Here is a 16,291-nt window from a genome sequence, read left to right on the forward strand (position 1 = left end):
TTTATAATAGAAGTCTAGAGGTGCTTTAAAATGAATAAAAAAACTACAGAGAAACCTAGTTATTTAGTTATTAAAGAAAAAATAGAAGAAATGATTCATACAGGAAAATTAGCAGTTGGTCAACGGATGCCGTCTGAGATGCAAATGGCTAAATCATTTCAAGTGAGTAGGGAAACGTTTCGTTCTGCAATAAAATTATTAGAGCAGGAAGGAAAAGTAAATGTTAAGCATGGGGTTGGAACGTTTGTCACAAGTCCCTTACCTAAAATTGATAATAGCTTGGAGAAGTTAACTAAAATCGGAGAGCTTATTCAATCTGCTGGGTTAATAGAAGGCGAACGGAAGGAATACTCTGACGTTGTTCCGGCTACAAGTGAGTGGGCCGACTATTTAAAAGTAAATGGAGGAGACCCTGTTGTCCAGCACGAACGTATTCGGACCGCTAATGGGGAACCCGTTGTCTGTTCTTTAAATGTTATGCCGAAATCGATTGTTGGAAATGCATTTGAACAAAAGGAACTGAAAGGATCATTAACAGAATTTCTTGAAAATCATTGCAAAATTAAAATGATTCGAAGCGACGCTGAACTTGCCGTACCACTTCATATTGATCGTTATTGTCAAAAGCTGCTTATTCATCCTCAGACAACGGTTATGCAAATGATTCAACTACACTATGATGAGTTGAACAGGCCTGTCATGTTAAGCTATGACTATTTACGGAATGACATTTTTAAATTTCGAATTAGAAGGACACGATAGTTCAACTATTGAAGCGGGATAGTAGAAAAGATTGACGATATTTAGGTGTTATTTCAACTCTAATATGCTAATATTTAACTGTCTCATAATTTAAATACATAATTTGAGGGCAATTCAGTGTAGGAGGTAGGTATTATGAAAATGAAAGAATCTATCAACGTTAAAAACATTAAGGGGAATACGTCACATTAATTTAAGCGCCGTTTCCCCAAATTTGAGAGGGGAAAATTATTTGAAACAACTATTGTTAATCATTGATGCCCAGCAGGAATTAATTGAAGGGAATCAAGAAGAATGTGCTGTTTACAATAAAGAACAACTTATTACAAATATCAATTCAGTGATTGAAAAAGCGAATAATTCCAATGTTCCTATTGTCTTTGTAAGGGACTTGGAGGTTGCAGAAGGCATGGGAAAAGGATTTCAAGTTCATGAAAAAGTTAGTGTACCAAAGGATGCGAAATTCTTTGATAAAACGGCAACGAATTCGTTTCATGGAACAGGACTTCTAAATTACTTAAAATCTCAAGAGATTAGTCATATAGTTGTAATGGGATGTGCAACACAACATTGCATAGATAGTGCAGTCCGAACAGCAACTATTAATGGAATGGATGTCACCTTAGTTGGAGATGGACATTCAACAAAAGATGGCGATGTTTTAAGTGCGGAACAAATTATAAAGCATCATAACGAAACTCTTCACGGACACTACAATGTTGAAAACTTTTCAATTGTAAGAAGCACAGAGGAAGAGTTATTCTATCCAACACATAATTCATATAGGTAAATAGTAGCTAGATAAGCAATATTCCAATTTCTTTGTATGCTTCAAAGAAATTGGAATATTATTTGGGTATGACAAATTAATGAATATAATTTGGCTTGTAATTTTTTCAATAAAAAGATTTACAACCTCATGATCTACTAAATACAGAGCATACTCCATCAATCTTTACCTTCCTCAAAGTAATGTCCAATTACGTAAGTTTCCTATAGCTTCTGCATTAACAACATCTATGTGCATTTTCTTCTAATCCAATAATTTATTGTTAAAAACTGCTTTCCATACAACCACATTTTGTGCGTTGCTTTTAATTTCGCTGATGTAAAATCCTTAGTCCAAACCTCAAATCGCTCATTAAGAGGGAGACGGATAGTAAACCACTTTGTCACATAATAAATTCCCTCATCCCCCTTTTCTCCCTTCTTCGACTGACTCGTTAAAACAAGTCCGTCACTTTGTTCCTCCTCCATATTTTCCATACGTAAAATTCCTGTCATATGTCCAAAAGGTAATGGTAGTGCAATATTTAGATAAACATGCTCGTGATGTTTATGATACGAATAAATCGCTACAAAAACCGCCTTCTGTGATTGTGAGTCAATCCGCACCCATGCTCGAGGGTTTACCCTGCCATCTTGATTAGAGTCAATCGAAATGACCTGACTGTCGACCTTAAGTTCATCTTCTTCATGTAATGGCAGATTAATTTGTTCAATTTTTCTACTTACCTTCTTATAGAGCTTGGACAATAGACGAAATCCTTTATGCCAATACGTTGTAGATGTCAATTGAAAAGCGAGTGTATTTTCATAGAAGGATTTGATTTGATGATGCACTTTTTGAGAATGAAAGTCTTCTTGGTCAAAAAGACTAAAATGATCGATCAATCCTTTATAAGCTATTTCTTTACTTACATCCAACTGATTTTTGCAAAAAATGTGCACCAATTTTCCATTTGCCAACGATTTTACTAAATGGAATTCCATATACATCCGCATACGCTTTAGGAAATAGCAAAAGCCAGCCTAATACACCTACAAATACAAAACCAAATGCATTTCCAATCCCATGTAATGTCACCATATCTGGTATAAGAATAAAATCGACACGTAATAGACGACCAAGCCCGTATAAAAACGCAAGAAACATCGTAAAAATGAGAATAATAGCCGAGCCACTAATCAATAAAAATGCTGCTTTATTAGTTATTTTTCGAAGGTGTACTAGCACCAAATAAGTATAAACCCACAAACAAGCAACAAATATGACTACAAATACAAACTCAATAAAGCGTGAATACGTTATGCCAATAGCGACACCTATCGGGCTAACCATAACACCAATTGCTGCGAACTGATACATCTTTTGAGATTGACCATTCGTTCTTAACACCCTACCTAACAAACCGAGAAATATTGGCGTAATAAACGCTGAATAATGAAAGTGAATCGCTGTTAAGAGAATAATTAGTGCTCCGAAATTCATCACATCAATGCCAAATTGAGATAAACTAAACCAACCACCGCCAAGGAGTAAATACATTAATCCGACGTCAATACTCGTTTCCTCAAGGTAGGATAGTCCTCTTACCATTAATCGTGACAAACCATAAACAAACACCACAACTGTCCAAAGCAGCCAACCTAAGGACAAGATTCCAGCTACTATTCCTGGTGGAAAAAAGAATGAAGCAAATGCCATCAATGCTCCAACTGGGTAAAGTGAGATTGCGAGAACATACGACTTAAATCTTCTCCCTTGACGATCTTTTGTCTCTACTATCGTAAGAACGAGCGGAACGATGACAAGAATGGCAAATAACAATAATCGTTCAATCTGACCAATATTCAATAGACTATAAGAAACGAACCAAACGACAAATCCAGTAATTGCTTGTATTAGTGTTTTTCTTCTCATACTTTCTCCTTTCCAGAGAACGAAATCGCATGACATTATCTTGTCTTCTCGCTTAAATACAAAAAGCTTGTCAACCATTCCGTTATATTAGACTTTGTTGACAAGCTAGAGCAACGACTTAGCTAGTCGTTCCCTTTTGCAGTTTATTTTGTTTTCTTAGCTTTTTCAATTTTTCTTCTCTCTTTTAGAAAATGTCCTAGTCCTTTAAAAAATCGACCATTAATCATCATAATAATGCCATCAAGCATTGGCATATTTACGATCCCACCTGTCATTCTCGCAATCCCTCGCAATGGTAAATGGAAGATGGACATCATGATTAAATTAGCCTTGCTTCGTTTCCCAATTTTCTTTAAATACCAATAAGCAAAGACAACTGAATGGAATAATAACCTTCCAAATATCCCTTTCGCATACTGACATTGTTCTATCGTATCTGTATAACCGAGCGGTTTATTACGATCCCACTTTGATGGTGGAACTTTTCGTCCTAGTAAACTCTCGAATTCATTAACCTGAACGTTTTTAATATTGCCAGAATAATAAGATAGAAGCTCATTTTGCTCGTAAGGAAGCGGTGCATCTGTACCGTTAACATATAGCGTATCCTCTAAACGTATATCAGTGCTCGAGGCTCCAATCATAATCGTGTAGTTCGCTCCTTCAATTTCCCATTGATTTGTTTTACGATTATAATATCGGAATGTTTTATCGTCAAAAGGAATCGTGACTACTTTCGTTTCTCCTGCGTTAATAAAAACCTTTTTAAAGCCTTTTAGCTCTTTATTAGGTCGAAAGATCTCCTTTGATTGACAACTAACGTACAGCTGTGCCACTTCCATCCCCGCAACATTGCCGGTATTCGTTAATTCAAACGAAACTTGATTGTCTGTCACCTGTATATTGGAATAGACAAATGTCGTATAGCTCAAACCATAACCAAACGGAAAAAGCACATTAACATCAGCTGTATCATAATAACGATAGCCAATAAAAGGACCTTCCCGATATTCAACACTCGCTTCATCACCAGGGAAATAATGGTAAGAGGGAGTATCTTCATAACGTAATGGATATGTTTCTGCTAGCTTTCCAGAAGGATTAACATCTCCTGATAACACTCTTAGGATGGCTCTAGCCCCTGCTTGTCCTCCTAAATAACCATGCACGAGCCCTCTTACTTTATTGATCCATGGCATTTCAACTGCCGATCCACAAGAGAGAATAGCAATTATATTTGGATTTACTTCATAAAGTGCATCTAATAACTCAATTTGATTGTCAGGAATCTTCATGTTGTTTCGATCAAGACCTTCTGCTTCCGTTACCTCATCTAACCCAATATACAGCAAGGTAACATCAGCTTTTTTCGCAAGATCACAAGCTTTTTGAACCTTATCCTTATTTCTTTTTCCGTAACGTTCAAATCCTTGTTCAAAGCCAATGCTGTCAATTCCCGATTCTTCAAAACAATCCATCGTATGATCCAAAATCGTTGGATTAACAAGGGACGAACCTGCCCCTTGGTAACGTGCATCCTTAGCAAAATCGCCTATAACTGCAACCTTTTTTCCATATTTCAACGGTAAAATGTTACCTTCATTTTTCAACAGAACAATTGATTCTTCTGCAACCTTTTGCGAAACACGATGATGCCGCTCTACATGGAACTCCTCATGAGGCTTTTTATGGGCTGCTTCTGTAGTAAACACAAGCTCTAATAATCGATCAACACATTGATCTAATACTGTTTCTTCTAGCTTACCTTCACGAATTGCTTCGACAATTTCCCGGTCTGTTTCACCTGCTGTTGTCGGCATCTCTAATTCATTACCTGCTAACAACCCAGCAATACGGTCATTACTGCCACCCCAATCAGTAATCACTGTACCATTATAGCCCCATTCTCCACGGAGGATATCTAGCATTAAATGCTTATTTTCATTCGCGTATGTTCCGTTTAATTTATTGTAAGAAGACATTACCGCCTTTGTCTTCCCTTCTTTTACCGCTATTTCAAATGCTGTTAAATAAATCTCCCGCAACGTCCGCTCGTCGACGACCGCATCAATGGACATCCGCCTTCCCTCTTGGTTGTTTACAGCAAAGTGCTTCACACAAGCAGATATGCCATACGACTGAATCCCTCTAATGTAACTAGCAGCCATTTTTCCAGCGAGATAAGGATCTTCACTAAAATACTCAAAGTTCCTTCCACACAATGGATTACGCTTCATATTCACACCAGGACCAAGCAATACATTGACCCCTTGTGCAAGCGCTTCCTCTCCAAGGTATTCACCAACCTTCTCCCCTAACTCAGTATTCCAGCTATTTGCAACCGTTGCTGCTGTTGGGAAACAAGTAGCCGGATGACCAATATTTAAACCTAATTTATCTGCACCTGCAGCTTGCTTTCGGATACCGTGCGGCCCATCAGCAAAATAGATGCTATTAATTCCGAGATGCACAATATTTTGTGATTGCCAAAAATCTTTTCCAGACATTAAGGACGCCTTCTCCTCTAATGTCATTTTTGCAATTAATTCTTTATGTTTCATGATTATTCCTCTTTTTTATGTTAAGAGTTTTTCGCAATAATTTCTTTTACGTAGTATCCATTCTACTATATAATCTATAAATTTTTAACCATTCTATTAAGAAAATAAGATTGCATCTTTTTTACATATGGTATAGAGCTGTTTTAGGTCGAAAATCAAATCATTTTAAAACTTCTAACTTATGTACCATGAGAATACTTTCTTTATGAAAAACGTCATTATCCTGTGTAAGAATAGAAAAAGTGAAAACATCGCTAAGATGTTCTCACTTTTCACCTTTATCTAGTATATTAGTTAAATCCAATTAATTTTTGTGAAACCTTATAAACTCCAACCGATACCATTCTCCCTGGACGTCCAGGAAGGTTGACAATCGGCCCTAACAAACCGTACTTCAAATAACGATATAATTGAGCATCCTTTGCTTTAATATAACGCCAAAGCTCTTTTTTCTTTCGGATATTTTCTTTTGTACCCGAACGAATTAACAAAAATGTTGAAATAACCGTTACTATCTCCAAATGCTTCAACATATAATGACGGAGATTTTCATTTTCAATAGCATATATGTCGACAGATTCTAACAGTAACTTATTGACCTTAATATGCTGGTCAACGCGTTTTATCATTGTTTGCTCCTGTACTGATTGTCCTTCTCTTCCGATATAATAGCGATAGAAATCAACATTCAAATAATAAATTGATTTGACGTAAGGGAGAGGCGTATAAACATACAAGTTATCAACATAAAACGTATGCTTCGGTAATTTCAAACCACAATCGTGAAGCAATTGTGTTCGATAGATAATCGAATGCATTAGCATATATTTTCCTCTTGGAAACTTCTCCATCTCATCCCAACTAAAGATGCGACCCTCCGGGAAAATTTTATCATATTTGATAACCTTACGATAAGTTGCTCCTTCTTTTTCGTAGACAAAATTACTGACAACCATATCAACTAGGTTCTTCGTATCCACAAGCTCTTTTAACGTGTCTAGTAATTTCAAATAAGCTCTTACGTCTACCCAGTCATCGCTATCTACAACCTTAAAAAACAGTCCCGTTGCATGGGCAATGCCAGCGTTCACAGCTTCACCGTGACCTCCATTTTCTTGATGGATCGCTTTAACAATCGTAGGATATGCATTAGCATAGTCATCTGCAATGGCTGCAGTCCCATCCACAGAGCCGTCATTCACTATCAGTAACTCAACGTCCTCTCCCCCAGGCAACAGAGACTCAATACAATTTTTCATATAATCTGCGGAATTATAGCACGGTATAACTACTGATAATAATTTCATACTCAAACACTACCTTTACTTTTCTACTTTTTCAGGCTCTTGCTTAAAGATAATCTTAAATATTGGGAAGAACACCCAGAATGAAATTGCACTATTAATAATCATCGTAACGAAATCCGCTAAAGTTTCTCCAGTTGAGCCTAGCCCCCACGAATTCATTAGTAAATCATAAATCGGTGCTTTATAGAAGCCTTGAGCTGCAGCAGCACCAATAGTGATAATAATATAGGCAATAAAATACCAGAATGCTGCTTTCCAAACATTACTATTCGACTTAAACGTAATTTTACGTTGGGCAAAGAAATTAATTACCTGAGCAATAGCAATCGAAAGCTGTACTGATAGAAAATAGGCTAGTCCGCCTCCTCCACCAATAGCTATCGCTCCTGCTGCATAGTCAAATACATAGTAAGGTGTTCCATCGAAGTTATGTCCAAGCTGCCAAATTTGAAAACTAGTATTTACTAGCTCAGTTTTTGAGAAGATACTCCGAAATACTGGCATAATAACAATTTGAAGGACTGTTACACCATTACTCAGTATGAAAAACATTAGAAATTGAGCAATATTCGGGTGTTTTTCTTGATAGTTAGTCCAAAGGCCTATTAATCCAGTTTTCTTCTTAGGTTTATTATCTTCTATTTTCATTTTACATCTCCTTTGTCGCTTAAGCTAGCGAAAATTATTGGCTTTTTGCGACCTTGATCATTTTTCTACGTTCCTTGAAGAAATGTCTTAAGCCTTTGAAAAATTGTCCATTCACAATCATTAATATTCCATCTAACATCGGCATATTGACAACTCCACCCGTCATTCTAGCAACCCCTCTAAATGGCATGTGATAGACAGACATCATAATTAAATTTGCCTTTTCCCTTTGTCCAATCTTCGTTAAGACCGATGAGTAAAGGAAATAAGACGGAACGCCATCCGGGCTAATGCTCCTTTAGCATATTGACATTGAGCAATCGTATCATTGTATCCAAGTGGTTTTGTTTTATCGAAATGTGGAGTAGGAACTTTCCTCTCAATTAATTGCTCAAATTCTTCGACTGGGACGTGATTGACTTTCCTTGAATAATAGCTCGGTAACTGTTCTTTCTTATATGGTAACGGTGCATTCGTCCCTTCTACAAACATTGTCGCAGTTAAGCGAATATCTGCAACCGATGCTCCGACCATTATTGAATAGTCAGCCTCTTCAATTTCCCATTGATTTGTTTTCACATTAAAATAGCGGAATGTTTTATCATCAAACGAAATTGTAACCGTCTTTGTTTCTCCCGCTTTTAAGTGCACTTTCGTAAACCCTTTTAGCTCTTTGCTAGGTCTAAAAATAGATTCTGATTGACAACTAACATATAGTTGTGCAATTTCCTTACCAGCTACAGATCCAGTATTAGTCACTGAAAAGGTTACGCCATTCTTCGTTACTTGGATATTGTCGTATTCAAACGTTGTAAAGCTTAATCCAAATCCAAAAGGAAACAATACATCAACATCAGCCGTATCAAAATAACGATAACCAATAAATGGTCCTTCACGATATTCAACACTTACTTCCTTTCCTGGGAAGTGTCGATATGATGGCGTATCTTCATAACGTAATGGATACGTCTCTGCTAATTTACCAGATGGGTTGACTTCACCTGCAATAACTCTTAAGATTGCTTTCGCACCTGCTTGTCCACTTAAATAGCCATGCAACAATCCTTTCACTTTAGAAATCCAAGGCATTTCAACCGCTGATCCACATGAAAGAACTGCGACAATATTATGGTTCACTTCGTAAAGTGAATGCAATAAATCTAATTGATTTTGTGGAATTTTCATATTCTGACGATCTAAACCTTCCGCTTCTGTTGCTTCATCTAAACCAATATATAAAAGAACAACGTCTGCTTCTTTTGCTAGAGCACTTGCTTGATTAATTAATTTTTGACTTTTCTTACCGTAACGTTCGAACCCACGCTCATAGCCAATAACGTTAAATCCTAATTCATTCATACAGTCAAGCGTATTATCTAATTTTGTTGGATTAACAACTGATGAACCAGCGCCCTGATAACGAGCTTCCTTCGCAAAATCACCGATAACAGCTACTTTTTTATCTGTTTTCAATGGTAAAATCTGATCATCATTTTTTAATAATACAATTGACTCTTCTGCTACTCTTTGAGCCATCTCATGGTGCTTATTTTGATCAATCTCTTTTTTCTCCTTTTCAAAGGCTTGCTTCGTTGTAAAGTGAAGATCAAGTAAGCGATCAACACATACGTCTAACACTTCTTCGTCTATAATTCCCTCTTTAATTGAATGAATAATTTCTTTATTTGTTTCACCTGCAGTAGTTGGCATCTCCAATTCATTACCTGCAATTAGACCAGCTACACGATCATTGCTGCCTCCCCAATCGGTTACAACAACTCCATTAAAGCCCCATTCATCACGAAGAATTTCTTGCATAAGATGAATATTTTCATTCGTGTAGCTTCCGTTTACCATATTATAAGAAGACATGACTGTTTTCGTCTTTCCTTCTTTAATAGCAATTTCAAATGCAGTCAGATAGATTTCTCTTAACGTTCGTTCATCAACAATTGTATCAATAGACATTCGTCTTTCTTCCTGATTGTTAGCAGCAAAGTGCTTGACACAAGCAGAAATACCATGTGACTGAATTCCTTTAATATATCGTGCTGCAAGCTTTCCCGTATGATAAGGATCTTCGCTAAAATATTCGAAGTTACGTCCACATAACGGGTTTCTCTTCATATTAATACCAGGGCCAAGTAACACATGAACCCTTGTGCGACAGCTTCCTCTCCTAGATGTTCACCTATCTGTTCAGCAAGCTCCTCACTCCAACTATTGGCTACCGTCGCCGCTGTTGGAAAGCAAGTTGCAGGAATACTTTCATTTAACCCAAGGTGATCGGCCGCTTTTGCTTGTTTCCTAATACCGTGTGGTCCGTCAGCAAGAAACATACTTTCAATGCCAAGACGCTCCACCGCTTCAGTTTGCCAAAAATCTTTACCAGACATTAAAGACGCTTTTTCTTCTAATGTCATTTGTTCAATGATTTCTTTATGTTTCATGATGTACTCCTCTTTTGCTTATTAGCGGTTATCTAGCTCTATACCATACTGATTAAAGCCTAATGAGGAGCTACTTCTCCTCATTAGGCGCTTAGACCTTACTAGTCCCGCTTAACCTACTTAGCTTATTTATTTCTACTTTTATACACTTTCGTTACTTTCCTCTTTACGTCTTCTAGCATGAGCCGTTTTATAGAACCCAAGTGTTAATAGAGCAAGAAGAAGTGTATTAGCAAGTCCAGTCAGTAATACCAATAAGGGAATTGACGTGGATTTAATTCAAATACATTACTATTAGCGACAGTGTATAGAATATTATGTGAAGCATTTCTCATCGCTTGCTTCCCTGTATTTGTTGTCGTACTCGCCTCTGATGGTTCATCTCCAAGTGGAGTAAGGATCAAATCATTACCGGCACGAATCGCTTGATCTGTATTCATATGAGCGAATAAGTTGAAATCGGTAATTACTGTACCATTAAAGCCCCATTCGTCACGTAATACAGTCGTTAATAAGCCATAGTGGCCACCAGCCATGTCGTTCCAATACGGTTAAAGGAAGACATCATTGCAGTTGCTCCACCTTCTTTTACAGTTAACTCAAATGGCTTCAAGTAAATTTCGCGAATCGCTTGTTCATTTGTCCAAACAACGACACCATCACGATTTTTTTCTTGATCATTTAAAGCGTAGTGTTTCACAAACGTATAAACACCGTTAGATTCTGAACCTTGTACAAATGCTGCACCCATTTTCCCTGAAAGGAAGCCATCCTCGGAGTAATATTCAAAGTTTCTTCCAGAGAATGGTGTACGGTGAATATTAACACCTGGTGCATAAAGACCACTTACACCATGGATTGTTGCTTCAGCAGCAAATTGCTCACCCATTTGCTCTGCAAGATCAACATTCCAAGTTGATGCAATAACGACTTGACTGACAAATTGAACACCCTGTAAACCTGTAAAAATACTATTGATTCCAGCTGGACCGTCTAGTTCAATCGTAGCAGGCTTTCCAACTGATTCTACTTCCTGTGTTGCATACCCACCAAAACCAATTAGTCTTGCCATATCATTAATCGACAGTTGCTCTAATAAGTCAGACCATAACGGATCATCATAATCTAAGCCACGAACATCCTCTAACGTTAATCCGTGATCAGCAAAAACAATATCTTCATCTCCGTCGTTATCAATGACTAAGTGACTGTTTAAAATGTCAAGCATCTCCTCAGAAGCATCCATCTCTGGTGTTCGCTCCGTCGGAAGTGTACCTTCCCAATCGGCTCTCGAAACATATGTGATATCACCAAGTGCATCATCAAATACGTTTGTTGCTACCATTTCATCTGTACTGCGCTCATTGCCTTCATTAAAGACGATGGTTTCCGTTAATTCAAAATCACGAGAATCAATAACATCATGAGAGTTATTCATCAATTTAATTTCGTAAGTACCTTCATCAAGAACGTACGCTTGCTCATTTTGATAATCATATGAAGCCATTTCTTCAACAGGAATTTCAAGTGTAACTGTCTCAGAAGCACCTGGCTCTAGCATATCTGTCTTATCAAAAGCACCTAATACAACATGTGACTTTTCAATACCACCTTCATAATATGGAGATGTATAATAAACTTGTACAACTTCCTTACCAGCAACATCACCTGTATTCGTTACTTCAACTTCAACTGTAATCATCTCAGATGTTGCATTATAATTCGTTATTTCTTGAGTGAAATCAGAATAACTTAATCCATAACCAAATGGATATTGAACTACACTTTCGTAAGCATCTTCATCAATTTCACCTGTTTCATTGTCGACAAATCGTGTTTCATAAAAACGATAACCAACATAAATACCTTCTGCATAATTTAAAAATGCATGATATTTATCACTTGATTCTCCAAATTTATCTACCGTAACATGCTCTGAATTTAAAAATCTAAAATCACCAGCGTTATAAAATCCAGGTGCCGTTGAAAGATCATAGGCATACACATTAACTAGACGACCTGATGGATTTACATCTCCGGCAAGTACGCTACCAACTGCATTTAATCCTGTTGAACCTGGGCCACCGATCCATAAAGCTGCATCAATTGCGTCATCTTCTAAAAATCCTAACTCCATAGCATTACTTGAGTTTACTAATACAACAACTTTTTCGAAGTCCATTGATGTAACCATATCAATCATTTCTTCTTCAGCTTCTGTTAGCTGTAAATAGTGTCGATCTTCTGAGCCTCCATGTTCTTCTGTTTCAAACGGAAGGTCGTCCCCTTCGCCACCTTCTCTTGCAAGAACGATAAGTGCTACATCAGAGAACTCCTCAGCACCAGCTAATAATTCCTCAGAGAATTCACTTAATTCAGGCTCCATTAATGTAAAATCTCCACCATGAAGCTCAAAGTTATTCTGATCATCTTTTTCAGGAGCAAAAGACTCATAAAACTCCGTTAATTCGCCGTACACATTAAATCCAGCATTTTCAAGACCTTGCTTTAAATTGACGTTCCGACTCTCATCACCAGCACCTGAGCCACTTCCTCCATAAACAATCCCTACAGATCTTTGACCAAAAACACTAATATTCATTTCATTTTCAATTTCTGTATTCAATGGAAGTGTATTATTTTTATTTTCTAGTAACACAATTCCTTCTTCTTGGATTTTCTCCGTGAGATCCCTTGAATCGCTTTCAATCTCAGCAAGCTCATCCTGATCTACTTCAACTTTCGTTAAGTATTGATCAATGACTACTTGATAATGATAAATCGCAATATTAATTCCAATTAATGCAATGATTCCAAGGCTTAATAATGAAATCAATACTACACGTTTTCCTTTTTTCTCTGTCTTGTTTTTCTTAGACCATATTAGACCAAGAATGAAAATGAGTACCCCAACGATAATAACTCCAATCATGAACGATTGAACCAATTGCGGAACCGATAATAGCATCGAAGCGATTACAACCGTTACAATCATTAGGGCAAATAAAGCTACCATTAACCCAACTGTCGTTTTTTACTCTCTACTACCTTACTCACGTGTTACCCCCCTAAAATAAACTGCCTCATTCATTCAATCATGATTTCGTTTTCAAAAATACTCATGACTGTATGTATAAGACTAACGTACCACGTTTTTATAGGCTATCAACCAAAAGTTACAAGGGGGTAACTACAAGTTGATAAAGATAAAAAAAGCCGTCTGATGCGGGTCTCCACATCATAACGACTGGCTTTTTTCTCTTATATATCTTTGAAAAGACGTGACACTATTCGATTGTATCCCTCTTTTTCTTGTAATTAAATACACATTCTGTGGAATTTTCTCCACTAATTTCAATACTTTTATCTTGTCATTTTGGACAGCATTTTCAGTAAAATCAGTCGAAATGGCTACGACCCTTGGTGCTCACATAATCGATGTGCCGTCAAAACACTCCCAAACTCATGAGTTATATTCGGTGTAAACCCGTATTCAAGGCATTTCTCAACAAAACCATTTTCTTTGCCCTTTCCGGGAGCCTTAATTACTAATGATTCCTCTGCTAATTCCATCAAGGAAACCTCTTCCTTATCTGCTAAAGGATGCTCTTTCGATACAGCGACAACGACTTCACCTTGAGCGATGTGCTCATATTCGCAATCAACAATTTCTTCACCATCACCGACTATTAAGCGATATCCACCTCTTCCTCTAACATACTTTCAATAGGATATTCGTCAGGATACTCCCTAAGCTTTATCGTGATATCAGGATTTTCTTCAGAAAACCTGTAAACAACATCGACGGGAATAATGGTTGAAGCTGAATAGGTGACAACAATATTTAGAACACCTTTTCTGCCACTAATAATACTTATTTCCTTTTTATATCTTCCATTAAATAGCAAATGTGTTTCGCCCTTGCATGTAAAAGCTCTCCGCATTCAGTCGCTACCATTCCGCGTGGCCCACGTATGAACAGTTCCGCTTCTAAATCCAATTCCAATTGCTTAATGGTTTTACTTAATCCTTGTGGTGTAATGAACAAATCCTTCGCTGCAGAATTGACACTTTTCTTCTCGTATACTTTAATAAAATGCTGTAATACTTCTATATTCATATCGCATCATACACTTCCTATGCTAGTATAGCAAGTATAGCACTGTAGTTCTCCTATATCAATTAAGAAAAACTCTGGCTCGCTTCCACTTCTTAGCATTTTTCCCTAAAGGAAAAACTTTCTTAAAATGAAGGTAGACAAATTAGATGATCTACTAAAATCAACCCGAAACTTATAGATAATTTATCTAAGCGAAGGATGTAAATCTTTCATATTTAAAATAAATGGATTTTTGCTATAATGGAAAAGATATTTATGAAGGATGTAGTGATAACATAAAAGGGGAATGGAGTATGTATGATTACTTGATTGTTGGTGCAGGTTTATTTGGTTCAGTATTTGCTTATGAGGCAACAAAAAGAGGGAAAAAATGTCTCGTTATAGACAAACGAGATCATATCGGTGGTAACATATATACCGAGAAGATTGAGGATATTCATGTACACAAATATGGTGCACATATTTTCCATACGAACGACAAAAACATTTGGGAGTATGTAAATCAATTTGCCGAGTTTAACCGGTACACCAATTCCCCGATCGCAAATTATAAAGGAGAAATATACAACCTTCCTTTTAATATGAATACATTTCAAAAGCTATGGGGTGTCACAACACCTGCTGAGGCTAAGGAAAAAATAAAAATGCAGCGTGATGCTGCAAATATTACCGAACCGCGAAATCTAGAAGAACAAGCAATTTCACTAGTTGGGACCGATATTTACGAAAAGCTCATTAAAGGCTATACAGAAAAGCAATGGGGCCGCTCCGCTAAGGAATTACCTGCTTTTATCATTAAACGTCTTCCCGTTCGATTTACTTATGACAATAATTATTTCAACGACCGCTATCAAGGCATTCCCATAGGCGGTTATACGGCAATCATTGAAAAAATGTTAGACGGAATTGATGTCAAATTAAATGTAGACTTTTTTGAAAATAAAACCGAACTCGAACACTTAGCTGAAAAGGTCGTATTCACGGGGATGATTGACCAATATTACAACTATCAATTTGGTGTACTTGATTATCGAAGCTTACATTTTGAAACGAAGGTGCTTGATGATACAGTTAATTATCAAGGCAACGCTGTCGTTAATTATACTGACAAAGAAACACCTTATACACGGATCATTGAACATAAGCATTTTGAGTTTGGTACACAACCGAAAACGGTCATTACCGAAGAATATCCGAAAGAATGGAATCCAGGTGATAATCCATACTATCCAATTAACAATGATAAAAATAATGAAATTTACCGAAAGTATAAAGCATTAGCTAGCAAAGAACCAAATGTCATCTTTGGTGGTCGATTAGCGACCTATAAATATTATGATATGCATCAAGTTATTGGTGCTGCACTCACAACTGTTCAAAAGGAATTTGACAATCACGTATAAGCTTTCAACTTAACCATCCAAACTCATCGCAATTGTTACTAATGAGTTCGGATGGTTTTTAGTTTTTTTCACGTTGAAGCTTCCCTCTGCCCTCTACAATTTCCTGATAAGCTCAGTACCCTTAGAAAAGAAAGACAACCTCGTCCTTTGACGGTTGGTTGCCTCCCATGATGACGTTATGTTATCCCTTCACCAGTTCAACGATCTCCTTTAGTTATGGATTATATCCTTTGACTGCCCTATCTTCATAGACTGTTACGGGATACCCATAAATCCATACTTTTCAACTTCCTTTTGATTCTCTCTATTCTTTAACACGTCTCTTACTTCAAAAGA

The 16,291-nt window shown here is 37.0% G+C and carries 16 protein-coding genes; 3 read left to right on the forward strand and 13 right to left on the reverse strand.

The genetic code is table 11. The features are described from left to right. Positions 1 to 30 precede the first annotated feature (30 nt). Together JCM19034_RS10505 and JCM19034_RS10510 are read left to right on the forward strand one after the other, a co-directional pair. Entirely contained in the window at positions 31 to 762 is a 732-nt protein-coding gene (locus JCM19034_RS10505) for a GntR family transcriptional regulator (protein WP_082393971.1), read from the forward strand. Positions 763 to 994: 232 nt separating this feature from the next. Then, positions 995 to 1,552 (forward strand): cysteine hydrolase family protein, encoded by a 558-nt coding sequence (locus tag JCM19034_RS10510; RefSeq protein ID WP_062049544.1) that lies wholly within the window; start codon positions 995 to 997, stop codon positions 1,550 to 1,552. Positions 1,553 to 1,779: 227 nt separating this feature from the next. Here the strand turns inward: JCM19034_RS10510 and JCM19034_RS10515 are convergent, their stop codons facing one another. The 13 genes from JCM19034_RS10515 to JCM19034_RS23160 form a co-directional block, all read right to left on the reverse strand. Continuing rightward, complete coding sequence (locus tag JCM19034_RS10515; RefSeq protein ID WP_062049546.1) at positions 1,780 to 2,469, reverse strand: hypothetical protein; 690 nt, start codon at positions 2,467 to 2,469, stop codon at positions 1,780 to 1,782. Beyond that, positions 2,456 to 3,466, reverse strand: a complete 1,011-nt coding sequence (locus JCM19034_RS10520) for a YndJ family protein (RefSeq protein ID WP_062049548.1) — start codon at positions 3,464 to 3,466, stop codon at positions 2,456 to 2,458. The genes JCM19034_RS10515 and JCM19034_RS10520 overlap by 14 nt, the downstream gene beginning before the upstream one ends. A 143-nt stretch (positions 3,467 to 3,609) precedes the next feature. Beyond that, entirely contained in the window at positions 3,610 to 6,027 is a 2,418-nt protein-coding gene (locus JCM19034_RS10525) for a beta-glucosidase (protein WP_062049549.1), read from the reverse strand. Positions 6,028 to 6,317: 290 nt separating this feature from the next. Next, positions 6,318 to 7,334, reverse strand: coding sequence for a glycosyltransferase family 2 protein (locus JCM19034_RS10530; RefSeq protein ID WP_062049551.1), 1,017 nt, complete (start codon positions 7,332 to 7,334; stop codon positions 6,318 to 6,320). Between the two features lie 15 nt (positions 7,335 to 7,349). Beyond that, on the reverse strand, positions 7,350 to 7,982 hold the full coding sequence (locus JCM19034_RS10535) for a hypothetical protein (protein WP_062049553.1): 633 nt from the start codon (positions 7,980 to 7,982) through the stop codon (positions 7,350 to 7,352). Positions 7,983 to 8,016: 34 nt separating this feature from the next. Then, a complete protein-coding gene (locus tag JCM19034_RS24075) occupies positions 8,017 to 8,148 on the reverse strand; it encodes a hypothetical protein (RefSeq protein ID WP_269431689.1) in 132 nt (43 codons plus the stop codon). A gap of 77 nt (positions 8,149 to 8,225) precedes the next feature. Beyond that, entirely contained in the window at positions 8,226 to 10,133 is a 1,908-nt protein-coding gene (locus JCM19034_RS10540) for a glycoside hydrolase family 3 C-terminal domain-containing protein (RefSeq protein ID WP_231686913.1), read from the reverse strand. Continuing rightward, positions 10,106 to 10,432 (reverse strand): hypothetical protein, encoded by a 327-nt coding sequence (locus JCM19034_RS23145; RefSeq protein ID WP_231686914.1) that lies wholly within the window; start codon positions 10,430 to 10,432, stop codon positions 10,106 to 10,108. The genes JCM19034_RS10540 and JCM19034_RS23145 overlap by 28 nt, the downstream gene beginning before the upstream one ends. A gap of 242 nt (positions 10,433 to 10,674) precedes the next feature. After that, a complete protein-coding gene (locus JCM19034_RS24080; RefSeq protein WP_197276390.1) occupies positions 10,675 to 10,968 on the reverse strand; it encodes a glycoside hydrolase family 3 N-terminal domain-containing protein in 294 nt (97 codons plus the stop codon). Further along, positions 10,941 to 13,448, reverse strand: coding sequence for a glycoside hydrolase family 3 protein (locus JCM19034_RS10545; protein WP_197276391.1), 2,508 nt, complete (start codon positions 13,446 to 13,448; stop codon positions 10,941 to 10,943). The genes JCM19034_RS24080 and JCM19034_RS10545 overlap by 28 nt, the downstream gene beginning before the upstream one ends. A gap of 395 nt (positions 13,449 to 13,843) precedes the next feature. Further along, on the reverse strand, positions 13,844 to 14,122 hold the full coding sequence (locus JCM19034_RS23150; protein ID WP_370621896.1) for a LysR family transcriptional regulator substrate-binding protein: 279 nt from the start codon (positions 14,120 to 14,122) through the stop codon (positions 13,844 to 13,846). Next, entirely contained in the window at positions 14,122 to 14,340 is a 219-nt protein-coding gene (locus tag JCM19034_RS23155) for a hypothetical protein (protein ID WP_062049555.1), read from the reverse strand. The genes JCM19034_RS23150 and JCM19034_RS23155 overlap by 1 nt, the downstream gene beginning before the upstream one ends. Continuing rightward, a complete protein-coding gene (locus JCM19034_RS23160; RefSeq protein ID WP_062049562.1) occupies positions 14,307 to 14,552 on the reverse strand; it encodes a LysR family transcriptional regulator in 246 nt (81 codons plus the stop codon). Before JCM19034_RS23160 ends, JCM19034_RS23155 begins: the two co-directional genes overlap by 34 nt. A 293-nt stretch (positions 14,553 to 14,845) precedes the next feature. On the opposite strand from JCM19034_RS23160, the gene glf reads away from it, so the two are divergent. Beyond that, positions 14,846 to 15,955: a UDP-galactopyranose mutase gene (gene glf, locus JCM19034_RS10560; RefSeq protein ID WP_062049564.1), complete on the forward strand. Its 1,110-nt coding sequence runs from the start codon at positions 14,846 to 14,848 to the stop codon at positions 15,953 to 15,955. The last annotated feature ends 336 nt before the right edge of the window (positions 15,956 to 16,291 follow it).

Source organism: Bacillus sp. JCM 19034, assembly GCF_001310635.1.
Taxonomy (GTDB): Bacteria; Bacillota; Bacilli; order Bacillales; family Bacillaceae_D; genus Halalkalibacter.